Annotated in this window: 16 protein-coding genes; 11 read left to right on the forward strand and 5 right to left on the reverse strand. The window is 37.8% G+C overall.

Annotated elements, in window-relative coordinates:
- The first annotated feature begins 71 nt into the window (after window positions 1–71).
- The 11 genes from ACE1B6_RS11735 (at window position 72) to ACE1B6_RS11785 (ending at window position 17,006) form a co-directional block, all read left to right on the forward strand.
- Window positions 72–431, forward strand: a complete 360-nt coding sequence (locus ACE1B6_RS11735) for a rhodanese-like domain-containing protein (RefSeq protein ID WP_413257414.1) — start codon at window positions 72–74, stop codon at window positions 429–431.
- 322 nt (window positions 432–753) lie between these two features.
- Window positions 754–1,824: a heat-inducible transcriptional repressor HrcA gene (hrcA, locus tag ACE1B6_RS11740; protein ID WP_413257415.1), complete on the forward strand. Its 1,071-nt coding sequence runs from the start codon at window positions 754–756 to the stop codon at window positions 1,822–1,824.
- A gap of 55 nt (window positions 1,825–1,879) precedes the next feature.
- Window positions 1,880–2,560 carry a DUF2834 domain-containing protein gene (locus ACE1B6_RS11745; RefSeq protein WP_413257416.1) on the forward strand — a complete coding sequence of 227 codons (681 nt, stop codon included), beginning with the start codon at window positions 1,880–1,882 and terminating at the stop codon, window positions 2,558–2,560.
- 29 nt (window positions 2,561–2,589) lie between these two features.
- Complete coding sequence (locus ACE1B6_RS11750) at window positions 2,590–4,914, forward strand: O-linked N-acetylglucosamine transferase, SPINDLY family protein (RefSeq protein WP_413257417.1); 2,325 nt, start codon at window positions 2,590–2,592, stop codon at window positions 4,912–4,914.
- 150 nt (window positions 4,915–5,064) lie between these two features.
- The gene (locus tag ACE1B6_RS11755) at window positions 5,065–5,760 is read left to right on the forward strand and encodes a DUF2834 domain-containing protein (protein ID WP_413257418.1); all 696 of its coding nucleotides are present in this window, start codon (window positions 5,065–5,067) and stop codon (window positions 5,758–5,760) included.
- 73 nt (window positions 5,761–5,833) lie between these two features.
- Window positions 5,834–6,523: a DUF2834 domain-containing protein gene (locus ACE1B6_RS11760; RefSeq protein WP_413257419.1), complete on the forward strand. Its 690-nt coding sequence runs from the start codon at window positions 5,834–5,836 to the stop codon at window positions 6,521–6,523.
- A gap of 590 nt (window positions 6,524–7,113) precedes the next feature.
- Complete coding sequence (locus ACE1B6_RS11765; RefSeq protein ID WP_413257420.1) at window positions 7,114–10,572, forward strand: DUF4347 domain-containing protein; 3,459 nt, start codon at window positions 7,114–7,116, stop codon at window positions 10,570–10,572.
- A 228-nt stretch (window positions 10,573–10,800) separates the two neighbouring features.
- Window positions 10,801–12,141, forward strand: a complete 1,341-nt coding sequence (locus tag ACE1B6_RS11770) for a serpin family protein (protein WP_413257421.1) — start codon at window positions 10,801–10,803, stop codon at window positions 12,139–12,141.
- A 130-nt stretch (window positions 12,142–12,271) separates the two neighbouring features.
- On the forward strand, window positions 12,272–13,810 hold the full coding sequence (locus ACE1B6_RS11775) for a serine/threonine protein kinase (protein WP_413257422.1): 1,539 nt from the start codon (window positions 12,272–12,274) through the stop codon (window positions 13,808–13,810).
- Between the two features lie 90 nt (window positions 13,811–13,900).
- Window positions 13,901–15,256, forward strand: coding sequence for a protein kinase domain-containing protein (locus ACE1B6_RS11780; RefSeq protein ID WP_413257423.1), 1,356 nt, complete (start codon window positions 13,901–13,903; stop codon window positions 15,254–15,256).
- Window positions 15,257–15,398: 142 nt separating this feature from the next.
- Window positions 15,399–17,006 carry an alpha/beta hydrolase gene (locus tag ACE1B6_RS11785; protein ID WP_413257424.1) on the forward strand — a complete coding sequence of 536 codons (1,608 nt, stop codon included), beginning with the start codon at window positions 15,399–15,401 and terminating at the stop codon, window positions 17,004–17,006.
- A gap of 22 nt (window positions 17,007–17,028) precedes the next feature.
- On the opposite strand, the gene ACE1B6_RS11790 is transcribed toward ACE1B6_RS11785, so the two are convergent.
- The 5 genes from ACE1B6_RS11790 to ACE1B6_RS11810 all read right to left on the reverse strand — a co-directional run bounded on the left by ACE1B6_RS11790 (window position 17,029) and on the right by ACE1B6_RS11810 (window position 21,284).
- Window positions 17,029–17,364, reverse strand: a complete 336-nt coding sequence (locus ACE1B6_RS11790; RefSeq protein WP_413257425.1) for a XisI protein — start codon at window positions 17,362–17,364, stop codon at window positions 17,029–17,031.
- A gap of 151 nt (window positions 17,365–17,515) precedes the next feature.
- On the reverse strand, window positions 17,516–18,244 hold the full coding sequence (locus ACE1B6_RS11795) for a hypothetical protein (RefSeq protein ID WP_413257426.1): 729 nt from the start codon (window positions 18,242–18,244) through the stop codon (window positions 17,516–17,518).
- 272 nt (window positions 18,245–18,516) lie between these two features.
- Window positions 18,517–19,191 (reverse strand): response regulator transcription factor, encoded by a 675-nt coding sequence (locus tag ACE1B6_RS11800; protein WP_413257427.1) that lies wholly within the window; start codon window positions 19,189–19,191, stop codon window positions 18,517–18,519.
- Window positions 19,188–20,654: a sensor histidine kinase gene (locus tag ACE1B6_RS11805; protein WP_413257428.1), complete on the reverse strand. Its 1,467-nt coding sequence runs from the start codon at window positions 20,652–20,654 to the stop codon at window positions 19,188–19,190. Before ACE1B6_RS11805 ends, ACE1B6_RS11800 begins: the two co-directional genes overlap by 4 nt.
- 18 nt (window positions 20,655–20,672) lie before the next feature.
- Window positions 20,673–21,284, reverse strand: a complete 612-nt coding sequence (locus ACE1B6_RS11810; protein WP_413257429.1) for a cysteine dioxygenase family protein — start codon at window positions 21,282–21,284, stop codon at window positions 20,673–20,675.
- Window positions 21,285–21,509 lie beyond the last annotated feature (225 nt).

Here is a 21,509-nt window from a genome sequence, read left to right on the forward strand (position 1 = left end):
TTGAATAGGCGTTAACCTAAGTTGCAAAGCAGCAGTTTTTCGCTTAGTATTAAAAATCGGAGGTGTTCAAAATGTCAGGACAATTTTCTAATCAGTCTCTAGCACAAATTAGTGTAGAGGAACTAGCTAATTATTTGGCAGATGCTCCAGAGGGATTACAATTAGTAGATGTTCGAGAACCGCAGGAAATAGCGATCGCTCAGTTAGAAGGATTTCAAAATTTCCCCTTGAGTGAGTTTAACTCATGGTCAGAAGATATTCAAAAACGCCTCGATCCTGATGCAGAAACGCTGGTTCTTTGCCATCATGGAATTCGATCGGCGCAAATGTGCCAATGGTTAATTAGTCAAGGTTTTACTAACGTGAAAAATATTGTGGGTGGGATAGATGCTTATTCGATAGTAGTCGATCGCAATGTACCTCGATATTAAAAGAATTTATTTCCTCATACTATATACTTAACTAAAAACCCGAAAAACCTAGTTAAGGCTGAGAATCTTAGCCTTAACCAGGTAGCTAACTGAGAAATACTAGCAGTTAAAAAACTGCATTTAATCGGAATCCGAGTTATATTAAATACAATTACTTTTAGAGACATCTGCAAAAATAAAAAAGCGTGGCACATCCAGCTTAACTAGGAATGGAAAAGGAGATGACTTATAATCATCCTTTACCAAGAATCAGTAAAATCTGGCTGAAATCATGGCAGTTTTTCGTAATGCAAAATAAAAATTTCCTTTGCTCAAATAATCTATGCAAATCCATTTGACTAACCGACAACAGCATATCCTTTGGGCAACAGTTCGTCATTATATAGCGACGGCAGAGCCAGTAGGATCGAAAGCTTTAGTAGATGAGTATAATCTCAGTGTTAGCCCAGCGACAATTCGTAACGCAATGGGTGTTTTAGAAAAAGTAGGATTACTCTATCAACCCCATATTTCTGCGGGTAGAGTTCCTTCTGATTCTGGCTATCGAATTTATGTGGATCAATTAATTACGCCAGATGAAGCGGTAGCACGTCAAGTAGAACAAGTACTCCAAGATAAATTGAATCGAGATGATTGGAGTTTTGAGGCGTTGCTACAGGGTGCAGCGCAAATTTTAGCAACTTTGAGTGGTTATATTACCTTAATTACATTACCTCAATCGCGCACAAATCAAGTCAGACATTTACAATTAGTGCAGGTAGATCCGGGAAGAGTAATGTTAATTGTGGTGACGGATAGTTATGAAACACAATCAGTGTTAATGGAGTTACCACAAACGGAAAGTTCTGCACCAGATTCAGAAGTGATCGATCGGGAATTGCAGATTCTTTCTAACTTTTTGAATTCCCAAATTAGAGGGCGATCGCTTTCCGAATTAGCTACCTTAGATTGGATACAATTAGATCGGCAATTTCAACAATACGCTGATTTTTTAAGAGATTTATTTACCGAAGTCAAACGACGCACTAAACCACCAGCTGTTACCCAAATTTTAATTCGTGGTGTCTCCGAAGTATTGCGTCAACCAGAATTTTCTGAATTGCAACAAGTCAAAATGTTAATGCACTTATTGGAAGCAGAACAAGACCAACTTTGGCCGTTAATTTTTGAAACCAATGAATCAGAAAATTCAGGAAAGCGAGTTACAGTCAGAATTGGATCGGAAAATCCTTTAGAACCAATTCGCACTTGTACGCTAATTTCTGCGAATTATTTTCATGGTTCCGTACCTGTAGGAAGTGTGGGTGTTTTAGGGCCAACTAGAATGCTTTATGAAAATGCGATCGCCGTAGTTGAAGCAGCAGCAGACTATTTATCAGAGGCGTTAAGTTAATATTTTTTCCACAACTCCAGACACAAAGAACATTGCCGAGGAAATCAGAGAAATTGTGATTAGAAAAATTACTTTTTGGTTAATTTGGGTTACAGTTATTGGCTATGCTTTTCTACTAGCACCACCCCAACAACCTGATACATTTGAGTTAATTAAAAATCTTTCCACAGGTCAAGTAGCTGGAATTAATCCTTTGATTGTAGCACTATTTAATATTATGGGCGTTTGGCCGATGATTTATAGTTGTGTATTGTTTTTTGATGGTAGAGGTCAAAATGTAAAAGCTTGGCCTTTTGCCGCTGCTTCTTTTGGTGTGGGGGCTTTTTCTCTGTTACCTTATTTGGCTTTACGAGAAGCAAACCCTGAATTTGTTGGCAGCAAGAATAGACTTTTGAAAGTATTAGATTCTCGATGGACAGCAATTGTGTTGACTTTAATTACTGTGGGTTTAGTTGCTTTTGGTTTAATAGCTGGAGATTGGCAAAATTTTATACAACAATGGCAAACTAGCCGTTTTATTCATGTAATGAGTTTAGATTTTTGTCTGCTTTGTTTGTTATTTCCCGCACTTTTGGGAGATGATATGGCAAGGCGAGGAATGAAAAATTCTCCTATTTTTTGGGCGGTTTCTCTTCTACCTTTATTTGGCCCCCTTACCTATCTTTGCTTGCGTCCTACCTTACCAGAAAATGAAGAAAAAGCGGAGGAGAACATCCTCTCTAAGACTACAGTTTAAAATCGGTTTTTTCATATAATATTGTTAAGATGCCTAATTCTATTTCTCTACATGAAGAAGCGATCGCTTGGCACAAACAAAACTGTTTTGACCAAGCAGAAGAAAAGTATAAGGCTGCTTTGAAATTTGAGCCAAATAATGCAGATATTCTCAGCAATTTGGGAATGTTATATTATCACTCAGGTAAATATGAGGAAGCTTTAGAGTTAATTGAGCAAGCAATAAAAATTAGTGTACCCAAAGCAGTTTACTATTATCGCTTGGGTTTAGTTTTAGTAAAAAAGGGTGAAATTACCAATTCTATTCGTGCTTATCAACAGTCTATCGCTATCGATCGCAAATGGATTGCTAGTTATATAAATTTAGGGATTCTTTTATTTGAACAGGGAAACTTGACGAGAGCAGAACAAATTTTGGGACAGGCGATCGCGATCGATCCTCAACGTAGTGATAGCTACCATTACTTAGGTAAAATATTAACGCAGCGTCGCCGATACGATGAAGCAATTCTTGCTTACAAAAAAGCCATCCAAATAGAGCCAACAAATTCGGATATACTTTACGATCTAGCCACAGTATTTCAAGTCAAAAATAGCTCGGAACAAAATCAAGCTAATCTTTATTTTGGCGATGCCTATTTTCAGCAAAATAACTACGAAACAGCAATTAACTATTATCAATCTTTCTTAGAATCTCAAAGCAAAGAAACTCCAATATTAACAGAAGATAACGCTCGTGCTTATTTAAATCTAATCACCAGTTTCTACCATATAGAACAAGAGGAAACAGCGGTTAACTGGCTTAAAAAAGCAAAAGAAATTTATGGTAATGCTGATGAAATCATAATTAAATTATTAGAATTCTTGAATTTTTCTGGACAAGTAAATGAAGGTATTGTAGTTGCCAAAGAAGCCTCGGAATCATTACTAAATAATCTATATTTTAATAAAATAAATTTATTGAAATTGCCCATATTATATGAATACGAAGAAGAAATAGAGTTTTATAGGCAACGCTTTACTCAAGGTTTGGATATTATTAAACAGCAAATTAGCTTAGAAACATCTGAAGATAAAGAAAAAACTTTATTAGCTTGCGGTTTGCATACAAATTTTTATTTGGCGTATCAAGGAAAAGATGATAAAGAATTACAAATGAAATATGGGCAATTTTTTCAGCAAATTATGGCGGCAAATTTCCCCGAATTTGTAATTCCTAGAACCATGCCAAAGCTCGAAGATAATGGCAAAATTAGAGTAGGTTACATTTCTAACTTTCTTTACAGCTATCATACAGTAACGCATTTGTTTTCTGGTTGGTTGCGTTATAGCGATCGGGAAAAATTTACCATTTTATGTTATCAACTAGGAAATCCTTCTGATATCGAAACAGTCAAATTAATTCAAGAGAATAGTGATGGGTTTTATCAACTTCCACATCAACAGATTCTTGATAGTAATTTTATTAAAAATGCAGCCCAAAAAATCATTGATGATAATTTGCATATTTTGGTGTTTCTAGATATTGGAATGCACCCATATATGACCATTTTTGGTAGTTTAAGACTTGCACCGATCCAATGTACAACTTGGGCACATCCAGTTACTTCTGGTTTACCAACAATTGATTACTTTATATCTAGTGATTTGATGGAACCACCGGAAGCAGAAAAGTATTATTCAGAAAAGTTAATCAAGTTACCCGGTATTGGCATTGCTTATGCTAAACCTGATATTACCGAACCAGTAAAAAATCGTGCAGACTTTCAACTGCGAGAAGATGCGATCGTTTATTTATGCTGCCAATCCTTATACAAATATCTGCCACAATATGATTATGTTTTTGCCGAAATAGCCAAGCGAGTTCCGCAAAGTCAATTTGCATTTATATCGAATAAAAATCCTCATGTTACCAAGCAACTTCGGCAACGCTTAAAACGTGCTTTTGAGAAAATAGGCTTAAATAGTGAAGAATACTGCGTAATTTTACCCCAACAATATCAAAATGATTATTGGAATTTGCATTTAATTGCTGATGTATTTTTAGACCCTTTTCAATGGTCAGGAGGTAGGTCTACACTAGAAGCTGTAGCTTGTAAATTACCGATCGTCACCTGTCCCGGTAAATTTATGCGCGGTCGCCATTCCTACGCAATTTTACAACAGCTAAAAGTAACAGAAACAATAGCCAAAAATGAAGCTGAATATATTGAAATTGCGGTTAAATTGGGATTGGATAAAGAATGGAGAAATCAGATCGTGGCACAAATGATTCAGAATTATCCTTATCTGTATAGCGATCGAACTTGTGTCACCGCCTTAGAAGAATTTTATCAATATTCGATCGCCCTTTAATACACCAATCAGGTAGCTACAGCAGACTCACTAGATTAATCCAATTCATCATCTAAATCCATAAATCCTGAAGAGAACTTGACCAAAGATAGACGTAAACTACCCAATTTCTCACTTTACTGAAATAGATCTACAGGAGTAACCAAAATTATGAGTAGAAAAATTGCCTTATGGTCTTTGTGGGCAGGATTTATATTATACATCCTGTTATTTGCACCTCCCGTACAAGCGAGCACGCTTACACTACTAAAAAATTTATTCACCGGAGATTGGTTAGAAATTAACCCAATTATCTTTTCATTATTCTCGCTAGTTGGGATTTGGTTGCTAATTTATAGCTGTTTAATGTTAATTGATGGTCGAATGCAAAAAATAGCTGCATGGCCTTTTCTTTTAGCAGGAATAGCTACTGGAGTAATGGGATTAATACCATATTTAGCACTACGAGAAGCGAATCAAGAATTTTCTGGAAAAAAAGACATTTTGCTGAAACTTTTTGACTCTCGCTGGACAGGTTTAATTTTAACTATTAGCACCATTATTTTGCTGATTTACGGATTAACAATGGGAAATTGGCAAGACTTTATAGTTCAGTTTAAAACCAGTCGTTTTATCAACGGCATGAGTTTAGCATTTTGTTTGTTTTACCTCTTATTTCCTACACTTTTGGGAGATGACATTGCCAGACGAGGTGTAGAAAATAAACCGATTTTGCAGTTAGTTTCCCTCATTCCTTTATTAGGCGCACTTTTCTATTTATGCTGGCGACCTCCTCTTTGGGAAAGTATGCCGCAAATATCATCTACTGCTATTAACAAAACTTCTGTTACTGCCAGCAAAACTTGACCAAAGATAGACGTAATTTGCCCAGTCTCTCACTTTACTTAAAGTGACTGGGTAGAGTTAAATGGTTGAGCTTATGAGTAGAAGAGTAGCCTTGTTTTTGATATGGTTTATATTTGTAGCCTATACTTTATGGTTGTCTCCACTCGATCGATCTGATACTTCGCCTTTAGTACAAAAACTATTAACGCTACAATGGCATCAGCTGAACGCAATTATCCCCGCCATTTTCTGTTTAATGGGCGTTTGGCCGATGATTTATGCTTGTTTGATGTTTTTTGATGGCAGAATGCAGAAATTTCGGGCTTGGCCTTATTTTGTTGGTTCTAATGGTACAGGTGTAATTTGCCTTTTGCCTTATTTATTTTTGCGGGAACGGAATCAAAATTTTTCGGGTACAAAGGATAAATGGCTACGAATTTTAGATAGACGTTCTACAGGTTTTATCCTGTTATTATTTACCATTGCTTTATTTGCTTATGCCATACTTTTGGGTGATTGGGGAGATTATATCCAACAATTTCAAACTCAAAGTTTTGTACGTTTAATTAGCATCGATTTCTGTTTGATGTGTTTAATATTTCCCCTAAGTTCATTGTTTGATGATGATATGGCACGGCGCGGAATTAAAGATTCTTTTGTCTTTTGGTCAGTGGCGTTACTTCCTTTATTTGGCCCTTTGGTTTATCTTTGTGCCCGTCCGCCTATTCCTGAAATGGTCGATTTGAAAGTAGAGACTCAGGAGTTGATGACTCTAACCAAATAAAACTAAATCAAAAATTTACATCTGCTGATATTATTTGTAATGAAATGATGAACGAAAAACCACAAAAATAAAGTTTCAACTTTTTTAATTTCGCTCGTTACGTATATACTCTTAGAAGACAAGTATTTGGGTACGCATATTTCCTTATGCCTTTAGAGGTAGTTTGAGGGTTATATGGGAAAACTTGAGTTTTCCTCTGGAATATCTAGAGTAAATACGTAATAAATTACGTGGAATTAGTGAGGTATTTTAGGCTTTACAAAGCCTTCATGAGTAAATATAACTATGCTATTTACAAAAAATAATAGGGATTAGGGGATTACCCAGAGGGAGAACTAGCAATATTCAATGATAATATTACTTAGTGCATCTAATGGCTGCGTAAGACACTTATTCAAAAAGAAGAAATCTACAGAAAAGTGTTGGCGTATCGCTCTTTTTGATCGACCTTCATAACCGCAGAATAGCCCAGTTTTTTCTCCGGGTTAGGCGGAACGTGCAGCGGAAATTTGTCCAGAAGCACTATTTTTTGAATACAGCCAAATCTTAATTTTGTCAATTAGCAACTTTGTAGAGAAAAGAATTAGATCATGTTTGATGCCATTAATACCAACAGTCAAAACCCTATTGTATTTATCGATTCTGCTATTGCTGACTATGAAAAACTAGCCGCAGGCGTAGAACCGAGAACCGAAGTCATTATCCTCGACTCTACAAAAAATGGAATTGCACAAATTACTGATAAATTAGCTTCTCGCAGAAATCTTTCGGCTTTACACATAGTTTCTCATGGCAGTGCTGGTAGTTTACAGTTAGGAAATGACTTCTTAACTTTGGAGAATATTAACAACTACGCAGCGCAATTAAAACAATGGCAGAAAGCCTTAAGTGAGAATGCCGATATTTTGATTTATGGCTGTAATGTTGCTAGTGAAGGGAAAAGTTTCCTGCAACGTTTTGCCGAACTAACTGGCGCAGATATTGCTGCTTCCGACAATTTGACAGGTAATGCTGAGTTAGGCGGAGACTGGGATTTAAAAGTACAAATAGGAGAAATTACTTCGCCCTTGGTGTTTTCCCCAGCTACAATGGCAGAGTACCAAGGAGTACTGAACTCTATTGTTAGCATCAGCCCGATTACTATCAATAAAATCGAAGAAGGTGCTAGTGGTGTTTACCGAGTTGGACGCACAGATAATAATGGTGAATTAACAGTTAACATAGCTATTGATAATTCTTCTCTGGCTACTGCTGATGACTATACATTAGCAGTAGCCAATAGTGGAGAAATTATCAAAGGTAATACCTTCAGTGTAACTATCCCAAACGGAGTAGGTTTTGTCGATCTTAACTTGAATGCTATTGCCGAAGTTGTAAGTTTCGCTGAAGGAAATGAAAGCTTAAAACTCAATTTAGCAGCAGGTACAGGATATCAAATCGACAATATTAAAAAAACTGCTACTATCACCATTAATGCTAACGGTTTCCTCGTTACTAATACCGAAGATAGCATTAACCCAGCAAATTATAAACAAGGTTCCCTGCGCCAAGCAATTTTAAATGCTAACCAAATTGCCGGGAAAAATACGATCGCTTTCGATACCAACGGAGTATTTGCTACGGCACAAACTATCACCTTAAGCGGTGAAGAATTAAGTATTAGCGATCATCTCAGCCTCCAAGGAACAGGCGCAAATAACTTAACCATCAGTGGGAATAATGCTTCTCGTATTTTTAGCTTAATTGGTAAAGGAGTCACGATCGATCTTGATGGATTAACTATTACGAAAGCTAGGGGAGTTCCCGATCTCGGTGGTGGCATTTTCATTGGCGAAGGTAGTACTCTAAATCTGACTAATAGTAATATTTCCCATAACGAAGCTTCCATCGGTGGTGGTATCGGCAACAGTGGTATTCTCAATCTAACTAATAGTACTGTTTCTGGCAATTTAGCTAGCTGGGGCGGTGGTATTTACAACACTGGTATTATTAACTTAATCAACAGTACTATTTCGGGAAATACAGCTTTAGCTGACGGTGGAGGGATTAATAACGACTTTATTGGTAACAACAACGTTGGTACTGCTAATCTGATCAACGTTACGGTTGCTAACAACTCTGCTAATAATAGTGGCGCAGGTCTTTTTAACGCAGCAAACGCTAATTTCAATCTCGCCAATACCATAATTGCTAATAATAACAATACCGACTTACAGGGTGGTTTTATCGATAAAGGTAATAATCTTATTGGCAAAAGTAACGGCACTAACGGATTAACTAATGGAGTAAATGGCAGCATTGTTGGTACAGTTGAAGCACCGATCGATCCCAAGCTTGCGCCTTTAGCTAATAATGGCGGTACAACTTTAACTCATGCTTTACTAACCGATTCTCCTGCAATTAATCAAGGAAATAATGCCTTAATTCCGGCAAATATCAATACAGATCAACGGAATTTGCAACGCATCATTGACAATAAGATTGATATTGGTGCAATTGAATTTTTGGGGAATACCATCAGTAAAGCTAGTGTTTCCTTCTCGCAAGCGAACTATCAAGTTAACGAAAATGGTCAAGTAATTGGTGCTGCTGTTCGGATCGATCGCACAGGTTCAACTAACAGCGAAGCCAGCATTCAAGTACAATTCAGCAACGGTTCTGCCACAGGCGGACAAGACTTCAATAACACCACTCAAACCATTACCTTTGCCAGTGGCGAAACTAACAAAATCGTCAACCTTTCCATCATCGATGATAACTTAATCGAAAACATAGAAGACTTTAACCTCACCTTAGTCAATCCCATTGGAAACATCATTATTGGCAACCAAAGTACCGCCAAAATCCAAATAAACGATAACGATTTCGTTTCCTCCAACCCCACACCTGTCAATCCACCACCACAACTTTTAGAAGTAGATTGTTTTTGCGATGAAATCATTCATCCAGATGTTAACAATTTACCTGGTGTATCAGTAGAATTAAACTCAGACGATCGCACGCAATGGGGTAATGATGAAGACAATTTCCTCATTAGTACTAACAGCAACAATTCAATTTTTGCATTTGGTGGTCATGACTTATTATGGGGAGGAATAGGAAACGATAACTTATTAGGTGGAACAGAAAATGATGTAATTTTTGGCAATGAAGGACGCGATTGGATTGGCGGTAACGAAGGCGAAGATATTATTAATTGTAGTCAAGGTGACGACTTAGCTAACGGCAATCAAGGTAATGATTCAGTCTACGGAGGTCAAGGTAACGACTTCGTTCGCGGAGGTCAAAATAACGATTTTTTATTAGGCGATGTCGGCAACGATACCCTAGCTGGCGACAAAGGCAACGACACAGTATTTGGCGGTGGTAGCGATGCTTTCGGCAATAGCGACAGCGACTTAATTTTCGGTGGTAGCGGCGACGACTTACTTCACGGCAACACTAGCAACGACTCCCTCTTTGGTGAAGAAGGTAACGATACCATACACGCGGGAAAAGATGATGACATAGTTAGTGGAGGAGTCGGGGATGATATCCTTTGTGGCGACTTCGGCAATGATAGTCTCTGCGGTGAAGATGGCAACGACACCATCTTTGGGGGAAATGGTGACAGCAGTTCTGCCAAAGATGACGATAAAATTTGTGGTGGCATTGGCAACGATTTACTATTTGGCAATCAAGGTGCAGATTGGATTCATGGTGATATTGGAAACGATACCCTTTACGGTGGCAAAGGAAACGACACCCTTTACGGTGGCGATGACAATGATTGGTTGAGTGGAGACTTAGGAAATGACACACTCACAGGCGGCAATGGTAGCGATACATTTGTGTTAGCAATTGGTAAAGGTAGCGATGTAATCACTGACTTCCAAGATGGAATTGATTCCTTTGAGTTGTCTGATAATTTAACTTTTCAACAACTTAGCATTGTGCAAAGTGGAAATAACACTTTGATTAGTTTGACTAGCAATAATGAATTGTTAGCAACTTTGAATGGCATTTCTGTTAATCTGATTACTCAGCAAGATTTTGTGCTTCTGGCTTAAGTTGCAATTTCTTTTTAGAAAAACCCGGTTTCTCATAAGAAACCGGGTTTTTAGATTATTAGTAACTTACTAAAAGTAAAAATATCTACTTAAAATTAATCTTGTCTCCAAAAAACTAAACTTGTGGTTAAAAGTCGATGAAAAGTCGATGAATACTCGAAGAAGTCAGTCGAGATCTCAAATAGTTATCACTTTTAATAGAAGGTGACAGATAAAGAGGTTCTGTTAATGAAACAACAACATCACCGGAAATTATTCTTCTGGCTTTTACCTGCAACTGTTGCTTCTTGCTTATTATTTGTAGCTCTATTTTTGGCTTTGAAAGGTCAAGAAAAACCCCTAAAATCAATTGCTTTAGTCAAGCAACCGACTCAAGAAGTTGCCAGTCAAGATGTAGCAACCCTAGTACAGGGTAACACCAAATTTGCTCTTGACCTTTACAAACAAATTAGTTCGCAAACACCTGCTACAGCAAATGTCTTTTTCTCACCTTACAGCGTTTCTTCCGCATTAGCGATGACTGCGGCTGGTGCGAGAGGGAATACTGCTACTCAAATGAATCAGGTTTTGAGTTTTTCTTTACCGCCAAATACTCTCCATCCGGGTTTTGGTAAATTGAATTATCAATTAACTAATGCCCAAGGGTATCAGTTATCTATTGCTAATCGTCTTTGGGTGCAAAATAACTTTCCTTTGCTACCAGCTTTTGAAAAAATAACTAATGATTTCTATGGTGCGAAAGTTGCATCTTTGGATTTTGGTAATGGCGAGGAAGCAGCGGAAGAAATCAATCTGTGGGTGTCCCAGCGCACCCAAAATCAAATCAAGGATTTATTAGGATGTCCTCTGGGAAAAAATACCAAGTTAGTTTTAACCAATGCCATTTATTTTAAGGGAAATTGGCAGGAGAAGTTTGAATCAAAAGATACCAAAGAAGAACCTTTTATCCTAGCATCGGGTAAACAGGAAAAAGTGCCATTGATGTATCAGTCAAATCACTTTAGTTACGGTGAAGCTGAGAATTTGCAAGTGCTAGAAATGCCTTATAAAGGTAATTTGTCAATGGTAATTTTGTTGCCAGCAAAGCCGGATGGTTTACCCGATTTAGAACGTAATCTCACTACAGCTAACCTGGAAAAATGGTTATCATTGTCTCCTGAGAATGTCGAGGTATGGTTGCCTAAATTGAAATTCGATCGACGCTTTAATCTAAAGACAACACTTTCTCAAATGGGAATGGTAGATGCTTTTGAGGAAACGGGAAAAGCTGACTTTTCTGGTATAACTAACCAACCCAATTTGTACATAAAAGATGTAGTTCATAAAGCTTTTGTCGAAGTAGATGAGTCAGGAACGAAAGCAGTAGCAGCAACAGCAGTAGTTATGTGTGACGGGCCATGTCCTGTGACTGCGGCATCTCCTGCATCTTCTAAATTATTTCGGGCCGATCGCCCATTTTTATTCCTAATTAAAGACCAAAAATCTGGGAGCATTTTATTCATGGGCAGATTTGTTAATCCTAATCCTGACAAGCAAGAAGAGCCTCCCTGCGAAGAAGATAGAAACTGAAAAACATAGACTCCAGATCACCGACTTCTTAGAGAAGTCGGTGATCTAACAATCTAACTTTTTTTCCAAGTCGATGAGAAGTCGATGAGAACTAAAATAAGTCAGTCACGAACTCAAATAGTTACTTGACATGATAGAAATATCAACTCCGATCGAGGCAATAGATAATATGTTACAAACTAAACAAATTTTAAACGACCTTTATCAATTAGAAAAAAACTTAGCACAAAATCCAGGTCATCAAACTTGGATAGCCAGAGATTTGTCAACAAATCCACCAATACCAGTAATAGTAAAATTACTCGCCTTTAGTCCCCAAATGCAGTGGGAAGAGTTCAAACTATTTGAACGAGAAGCGGAAATTTTAAAGCAACTTAACCATCCCCGTATTCCTCGCTATCGGGATTATTTTGCGATCGATAAAGAAGCAGGAGAAGGTTTATACTGGTTTGGCTTAGTGCAAGATTATATTCCCGGAGCATCTTTACAAGATTTATTAGATCGGAGTTATCATTTCAGCCAAACACAGGTGAAAAAAATTGCCATTCAAATCTTAAATATTTTCATTTATCTGCATGGATTAAATCCTCCCATTTTGCACCGAGATATTAAACCCAGCAATGTGATTGTGGGAAAAGATAAACAGATCTATTTGGTAGATTTTGGCTCGGTTGCTAATCCAAATATTGTCGAAGGAGCCACTTTTACAGTTGTGGGAACGGCTGGTTATGCACCCCTAGAACAGTTTTGGGGAAAAGCATTTCCCGCTTCCGATTTATATGCTTTGGGAGCGACATTAGTTCATTTATTGACTGGGATAGCACCAGCGAATTTGCCGCAATCTAATTTACGGATTCAATTTCGGGATAAAGTTAGTATCGATCGGCAATTTCTCGACTGGATTGAAATGCTAATTGAACCAGATTTAGACCGCCGATTTAGTTCGGCTGTGCAAGCATTAAAAGCCTTTAATAGGAGTGATTTTTTACCAAAATTTACTTGCCCCGATCGCAGCAACATTAAGATAAAAAAGACAGCCGATAAATTAGTATTACAAGTTCCCAAATGCCGCTTATCTTTGCTAAATATCCTTACCGCTACAACCGCTTTTATCTTGGCAGAATCAAGCAGAGTTATATTATTGATATTAACACCTCTGGTTATATTATTTGCCATTTGTTTGTATGGATTTATCGCTTTCTTCTTACCATTTATTATATGTATCTTTTTTGCATTAATTTCTAGTTTATTGATACGTTCCCTGTATTATCTTATTCCTTTTGTAAGTTTAATGATATTGCTCCTATTCATTGGGTTAATAATATTGATTCATAACTACTTTCTGCCAAATTTACCAGATTTTGTCAATAGATTCGTTAATAAAATGTACCCTGTTATCTCAGAAATAAAATTTATTTTACTAAATAATTTCGGAATAGATAAGCTTTATTTTCATCGAAATAAATTCTTTTTTGAAAAGAGGTTTTTAACCTTCGTCTCTAAATGGGGTTCAGGTAAAACATCACAGATTAAAAGTGTAGAAGTCATCCCTTTTAAGGGAATAATTATCGAAACCAGAAGAAAGGTATACAGGTTTGGTAAAAGATTAACCGAATCAGAGCGTGAGTGGTTAGTTCAAGAAATTAAAGATTGGTTGCGCGATCGATAAGTAAACGAACTTTTTGTCCTGTTCTTAAATATCAATCTCATCACCAGAAAAAGCCATTTTATCAAACTAAAAATCAAAAGGAAATTAATTATGCTCCGTCAAGAACAAATCTTACAAAACCGTTATCAACTCCAACAAGTATTAGGAAATAATGTTAATCGTCAAACTTGGTTAGGGGTTGATTTATCCAGCGAACCTCACCAACAAGTAATTATCAAACTACTATCATTTAGCCCTCAAATGCAGTGGGAAGAATTAAAATTATTTGAACGGGAAGCATCTGTTCTCAAGCAACTCAACCATCCCAAAATTCCCAAGTATCTCAATTATTTTTCCTTAGACAAACAAGCAGGTGATGGTTTACCTTGGTTTGGCTTAGTACAAGAATATATTCCCGGTTCATCTTTACAGCAGCTATTAAATAAGGGAAAACTCTGCACAGAAATCGAAGCCAAAGATATAGCTAATCAACTTTTGGATATTCTAATTTATCTCCATGAATTGAGTCCGCCAGTCTTGCATCGAGATCTTAAACCAAGTAACATTATTTATAACCAAAATAAGCAAATATATCTGGTAGATTTTGGCGCAGTGCAAGAGAAAGCCAAAGCAGAGGGAGTTACCTTTACTGTGGTAGGAACGGCGGGGTATGCAGCACCGGAACAACTGTGGGGAGGCGCTATACCTGCTTCTGATTTATTCTCATTGGGAGCGACTTTGATTCATTTATTAACGGGTATTTCTCCGGCTGATTTACCGCAGCAAAAAATGCGGTGGCAAATACCAGATAAACTAAGTCTCAGTGCGAATTTTTCCCAGTGGTTATCAATATTAACCGACCCTGCTATTGAACGACGATTTAATACGGCACGTCAAGCAAAGACTGCATTAAATAACGGTATTTCTTCCGAAGAAATAGCTGATTCAGATCTGCAAAAAAACACTGAAAAACTAACTACTCCGTTTGGATTTTTGTTTTGCCTGCAACTTGTAGCTATCCTAGCATCAGTTAGTAGTATTTTGGTTATTCCTCGTTTTTTAAGCCAAGCTGAGAAAGGCAAACAAGCAGAAAGCAAACAATATGTTAGCTCAATGAACAAAGCTCAACAAGCTTACTACACAGAATTTGGTACATTTGTCACAGAAAACACGCCCGAAGGATGGGGAAGTTTGGCAGTTGGTATTAAGACTCAAACTTCTAATTATAAATATTCAATTTCACCAATTGGTAAAAATGGAGTTAATGCCTTTGCCGATGCTAGCCAAATCAGTAAAGCTTTGAAAAGCTACACAGGAGTTGTTGGTTTAGTCGCACCTGTGCCTGGTGCCGATAAAACAACGCAAGCAATAGTATGTGAAACTAACAATGCGGGAGAAGCACCGATGCCTGGTGAAGTAACTGCAACGGAAGTAAAATGTGGTAGTAATTCTCATCCTCTCAGGTAAAAGTACACTCCAAGAAACCCGGTTTCTGAAATCACCATATCTCAGGCTGTAGGGTGCGTCAGATAGCAGAATTTTTGGTAAAATAGCTAACTTTATCGGTCTGACGCACCCTACTTTATATAAATTTCCTCAGCACAAAATTATGAAATATAAAAGTTTCGCCAAACGTTACACGGGATTATTCTTAAGCCTACTACTATTAGGCATCGGAATTCTAATTTGTTTCCTCTCTTATCCATCGGAAATTCAAATCAAATCAATTAAAATTGATGTAGCACCAAACCGACAATTAATAGGAACATTATACACTCAAAAAAATGCTAAACCTCCTTATCCAGTAATGGTGCTAACTCATGGCATTAATTCAACTAAGGAAATCATGTCTCCGTTAGCGATCGAATTAGCTAGGGAAGGAATAGCGGCTTTAACTTTTGATTTTGGGGGTTTTGGAGAATCTTATTTTCGACCTTATTCAGAGGGAGGAAATGATACAGATGGGAAAGCTGTAATGGCTTTTATTCAAGCTAATCCAAAACTGTTTGATAGTACAAGAATTGGTATTGGAGGGCATTCAATGGGTGGCGCTACTGCTTTAGGTTTAGCTAGTGATGATAAGCGTTTTAAAGCTACGGTTGTTCTGGGAATGAGTGGGTTCGCTACTTCAATTTATCCAGCAAATTTGTTGATGGGAATTGGTCTTTATGAACAATTACATCCGCCATTGGTAATGCGAGAAATGTTGCAATCTGCGACTGGTGAAAATATTTTTGAATTTCAACAAAGTGGCGATTTTCAATCAGGAAGGGCTAGATTATTGGTGATTTCTCCGACAGCAGATCATTTGATTGAACCTTACGATCGCTACTTAATTAAGCAATCTGTTAGCTGGGTAAAACAAGCTTTTGGCATACCGGGAAAGACAAAACCAATAATTGCAACTTGGTATATGTTGGGTATGTTTGTTATTTGTTTGGGTGGTTTGGGAACGGGTGGTTATTTAGTGCGCTTTGTTGCTGATGAAAAGAAATTAAAATGTTGGATACCAAGGTTGATTTTTACGATCGCACTCACCCCCCTAGCTTTAGGAATCACTGGCATAATTGACAGTTTGTGGGCGAGTAATTTGATTTTATTCTCCCTGGCTTTATTGCTTGTTTGCAATTACGTTTTGCGCTTTCCTAAAAAGTGGACAGCTACGCTAAAAATTACCGGACTTTATATTGGTTTATTTCTGGGAACTTATAGTGCGATCGCCTTAATTTCCACTCTACCAGAACTACTATCCCATCCTCAATATATAACTAGCATTCCCCAATTCTTATTGCAATTCCCGATCGCACTATTTTACAGTCGTTATCGGGAATTAAGAGCAATTTTATTCCCCATTTACAGCTACGGTTTACAACCCAGTTATCTGTTACTAATTCTTCTAATTCCCGAATTAATTATACCAGGAATTATCTTAACTGGAACCGAAAAAACTATCAGTTTTATTGTCCGTTGGGTGCGGCAACCTTTGAATTTTCACAAGTTCTTTTTTGTTAATCTGCGATCGATAATTCTCTTACTAGGATTACTGCCAGTTTTAGCAGCGATTATCTATCACCAAATTCAATCAGGAGTTGTTTCTTCAGATACAGCGATCGTCGCCATTGAAACAGTGGGAAAAGGGGCAATATTACCAGGTGCGATCGTTATTTTAATATTGCGCCAACAGTGGTTTCAGAAGTTAGAAAGTCGCTGTCAGTAGTTACAACTACTTACTGGGAAATTCATCCAACTGCATAACGAGTAAATTGGCGTTTAAAAGCGGAATGAAAACCCAAAACAATATCAGATATTGGTACACCCATTTCCACCAATTTTTCAGCAACAAAATCTTCAGTTCCGTTATATTGAATCCAGATTTTGCCGTCTATAATATCAAAGTGCATCACTGGGCCAAATACTCGTTTATCCCCTTGCCAACCTACATAAGCAAGTTGATAATGGTCATGTTCGCTATCAAATATTAATTCGGCTTTTACTGTATCATTGCTGGGAGAAATTTCGGCGTGTTCGGTCAAAATTTGTTTAATAAATTGTCGATAACGTTCTATTTTATCCATTGTTTAATTTCCTCTGGAGATGCTCTTCATCCTAATTGTGGTTAACTTTATTTTATATAACTTTAGCAAGTTACAATTGCATAAAGTACAAAAAAACCCAGTTTCTTGAAGAAACTGAGTTGAAAGTTTCGGAGAGGTGTTAGATGAAAACTTAATTCCAGTTACGAACGGTTTCTCTGAGGATAGTTCTACCGTTTTGGGTAACTCTTAATTCGTTGCGAGTGAGAATGTAGCGGGTATCTCCGTTGACAGCGACAAAGCGATCGCGTCCATAATTTCGCAAAGGCAATCTAATTCTCCCACTACCATTTTTTGACTCACCAATGTATGTTCCGGGAAGATCGCCACCACAAATTGATACTATATAATTTGCTGTTTCAGCTGTGACAAAAGTACTTTCTCTGTTCCGACAACCTCTAGCTGAAAAAGTGTCATCGCCGCTAACAGCTAAAATTCTTTCATTTAAAATTGTTCTGCCATTTCGACTTACTCTCAACTCATAAGGAGTCACGGCATAAATTGTGTTTCCGTTAGCTGCAATATATCGATCGCCACTTCTCCGCGTCAAAGGAACAGTAATTCCACCACTACCATCTTTCGCCGCACCAACATAATAACCTAGAGAATTTTGTGAATCTCCAGAACAAATTGTTACGTAATAATTTGGGGTTTCAAAAGTGCGATCGACTCTCGATCGACGAGTTGGACAATTTGCCTGTGCTACTAAGAAAGAATCTCTAATTTGTGATATATTTTTCTCAGAATTGTTCGAGTTTCCTGTGAGTGCAATTGCGCTTAAAGTCGGAACTAAAAATAACAATGCACTGGCACTCGCCAAAGCTAAATTTAATACTTTGGAGTTGGTAAATTTAGTTTGCATAATTTCACATTTACCTTAATTTAAGGATGAGTTACTGATTATTTTCCAAGATGTACTGATGAGCTTTTCATTAGTCGATCGCTCACTAATCTATTCTTCAAACTCCCTCAAAGCCATTCCGCAAATTTACGGAAAATTTACTTAAGTAGATATCTCCAAAAACCTTGTAGAGACGTTATATAGAACGTCTCTACAAGGTTTTTTGGAGATGTCTAGTAGATATTTGATGAAACTATGCAATGGGGAATTTGCCAGAAGCGCATTTTTTAAGCTTACTCTCGCAATACATAACCCACTCCTCGAATAGTGTGAATTAGGCGCTTTGAGTTGCTTGCTTCTAACTTAATTCGTAAAGCCCGAATATAAACTTCAATAATATTTGATTCGCCCATAAAGTCGTAGCCCCAAACTTTTTCGAGGATGCGATCGCGCGTAATTACCTGGCGAGGATGGCGCAGCAGAAACTCTAACAAATCGAACTCTTTAGCAGTTAATTCAATTAGTTGATTGTGGCGATAAACTTCACGAGTAAGACAGTTCAAAATTAAGTCTTGAAATTCTAAACTATCAGGAATTTCGGGATGAGTGCGACGCAAACGGGCTTTCACCCTAGCTAAAAGTTCTTCAATGCTAAAAGGTTTGGTAACATAATCATCGGCTCCAGCATTTAATCCAGCAACGCGATCGGGAATTTCATCTCTCGCCGTTAACATAATTATTGGTACTTGAACACCCGTTTTTCGTAATCGCAAACACAAATCTAATCCAGAAATTCCCGGCAACATCCAATCTAAAATTAACAGATCCGGTTGAACATCACGAGCCATCGATAAACCATCCATTCCATTTTGGGCAACGCTGACACGATACCCTTCCAAACTCAGTTCTGTGGCGATAAATTCTGCCAATTTCGGATCGTCTTCAATTAGAAGAATGTGGTCATTCATAGAGGTGGCTTCCACAGTGGTAAGGTAATAGTAAAAATACTACCTTCTCCAGGTTTAGAACGGAGGGTAATTCTACCTTCCATTCCTTCAATTAAGCTTTTGACGATCGCTAATCCCAACCCCGTACCATCTCTAGAACGAGTCATCGATTCATCAACTCGGTAAAACCTTTCAAAAATGCGATTTTGATGGTTTAAAGGAATGCCAATACCGCGATCGCGCACATGAATCATCGCCAATTGTTCTGTCTGTTCTAAAATTAAATCAACCGATTGTTCGGGCGCAGAATATTTAATTGCATTATCCACCAAATTAATTAACACCTGTTGTAACCGATCTTGATCCGCACAAATAACAACATCCTCATCAGTTGTTAACACATTAATTTGCCGATTACTCACCTTTTGACTCATCGCCGCCACTTCTGCAACCAAGGTATTTAGCATAATTGGATTGAGCCGAAAGTGCAGATTTCCACTATCTGCCCTTGCCAAATCCAGCAAATCTTGTAACATTCGGATCGTCCTTTCCGCTTCTGCCGTTGCTGTTTCTAGGGCTTGTTGTTGATAAGCACTTAAATTATTACTTCGCCTTAGCAAACTTTGCAAATAGCCAACTACAACAGTTAAGGGAGTGCGTAATTCATGGGAAACATTATCGACAAATTGACGTTGTTGTTCCCAAGAACCTGACAACCGAAATAACATTTCATTAAAAGCTTTTGCTAATCCTAAAATTTCATCTGGCGCTTGATTTAATTGAAGTTTTGCTGCTTTCAAATTATCAGTTAAATCATCAGCAGAAATCGCACTGGCAACTAAGCTCATTTGCTCTAATGGTTGCATAGCTTTGCAAATCCGTTTGGAAATAGCAACAATTAAAATGACGATCGCCAAAACACTAACTAACAACAACCGCGACAATCCAGCATTTAATTTTTGCCGATCTTCGGTAATATCTTGAGAAAGGTACAGCTTACCAAAAGGTTTGCCATTGAGCGCCAATGGACTACCACATAAAACGATATCCCGATCGCCAAAACGAACAATTTGCGGCTTTTTTGGTACGTCAGTCATTGCAGCCACACGGCGAATTTCCAGGGAATCACTTTCTAAATGGGAAGACTGTACCACCAATCTACCGTCATCGCTTTTCACCCACACCGCCAAACTTGGTGTTGAGACTTTATTGATAGTTAGTTCTAACCCAGTTTCCAGCACTCCCATTTCACTGTAAAGCTGAACCTGTTCGGGAAAGCGCCTCGCAATATATTCTAGCGTTTGCTTATGGGCAGCTATGAGATTTTGCTCCATTTGCCAGCCCGCCCAAAACGCCACACTACCCAGCCCCAAAATCGAAAGTGCTACCAATTCCAGAGTCAGGCGAAATTGCAGCGAGGAAGTAGAAATCCGCTTGCCTGTGAAAGAATTGATCAAAGATCGAATCGAACGATTCAGCTTCATTGGTTAATCGAAGAAAGATTAAAAGTTTTTCGCAGTGCTGTAAATTGGATCAAATTCAAACCGTTGGTTATAGTTAGTTTCACCATACAAATTAAAGCTAATTGTTGGTTCATTTCCGATCGCTTCCAGATGATGAATTGTATCGGGCATTAAGCATAAGATATCACCAGAATTAAATAAGCGATCGCTAACTGGTTCGATGCGATCGGGAAATTCCGAACTCGAAGAACGTTGCCAAAAAGTATTTTTTTCCTGTCCAGAAAGTAGCGCCACAATTCCCCAAGTTCCATGATTATGAATCGGAGAAATACTACCAGGAGCCCAAACCACTGTTTGTACAGTAATCGGAAAATCCGGTTCATCATAAAGCATTAATACAGACCAACCTGTTTCTGGATCTGGTAGTAAATAGTTCATTTGTAGCCATTCCGAACTATTGAGTAAACGACGAACCAGCGGACAAATTAAGTTTAACCGTTCCCGATCGTCCTTGACTCTTTCTAGAATATCTTCTAAATCTGTAAGAAAACGGTAAAGCCGATAAGGGCGCTGCAATTCTTCATTCTGATAGACTACCTCATTTTTGAGACATTGCCCTTCATTAGTTACCAACCAGTCTTGCCATGTCATAATTTTTCACTCTTAATCAGAAGATTAGCTGAGATCTTACACTGCGTTTTAGCACGCCCCGAAATCAATTTTCGGGCTAGTAAGCTGTTACGCATTTAAATCACTTATTAACGAGTAGGGTGCGTCAGACGGTAAAGCCTATGTAGAAAGGAAAATATCTAAATCTGACGCACCCTACAATATGACTTTTAAATGCGTAACAGCTTAGCAGTAAGGGCGGGTTTT

The sequence above is a fragment of the Floridaenema fluviatile BLCC-F154 genome (genome assembly GCF_041929135.1).
Lineage (GTDB): Bacteria > Cyanobacteriota > Cyanobacteriia > Cyanobacteriales > Aerosakkonemataceae > Floridanema > Floridanema fluviatile.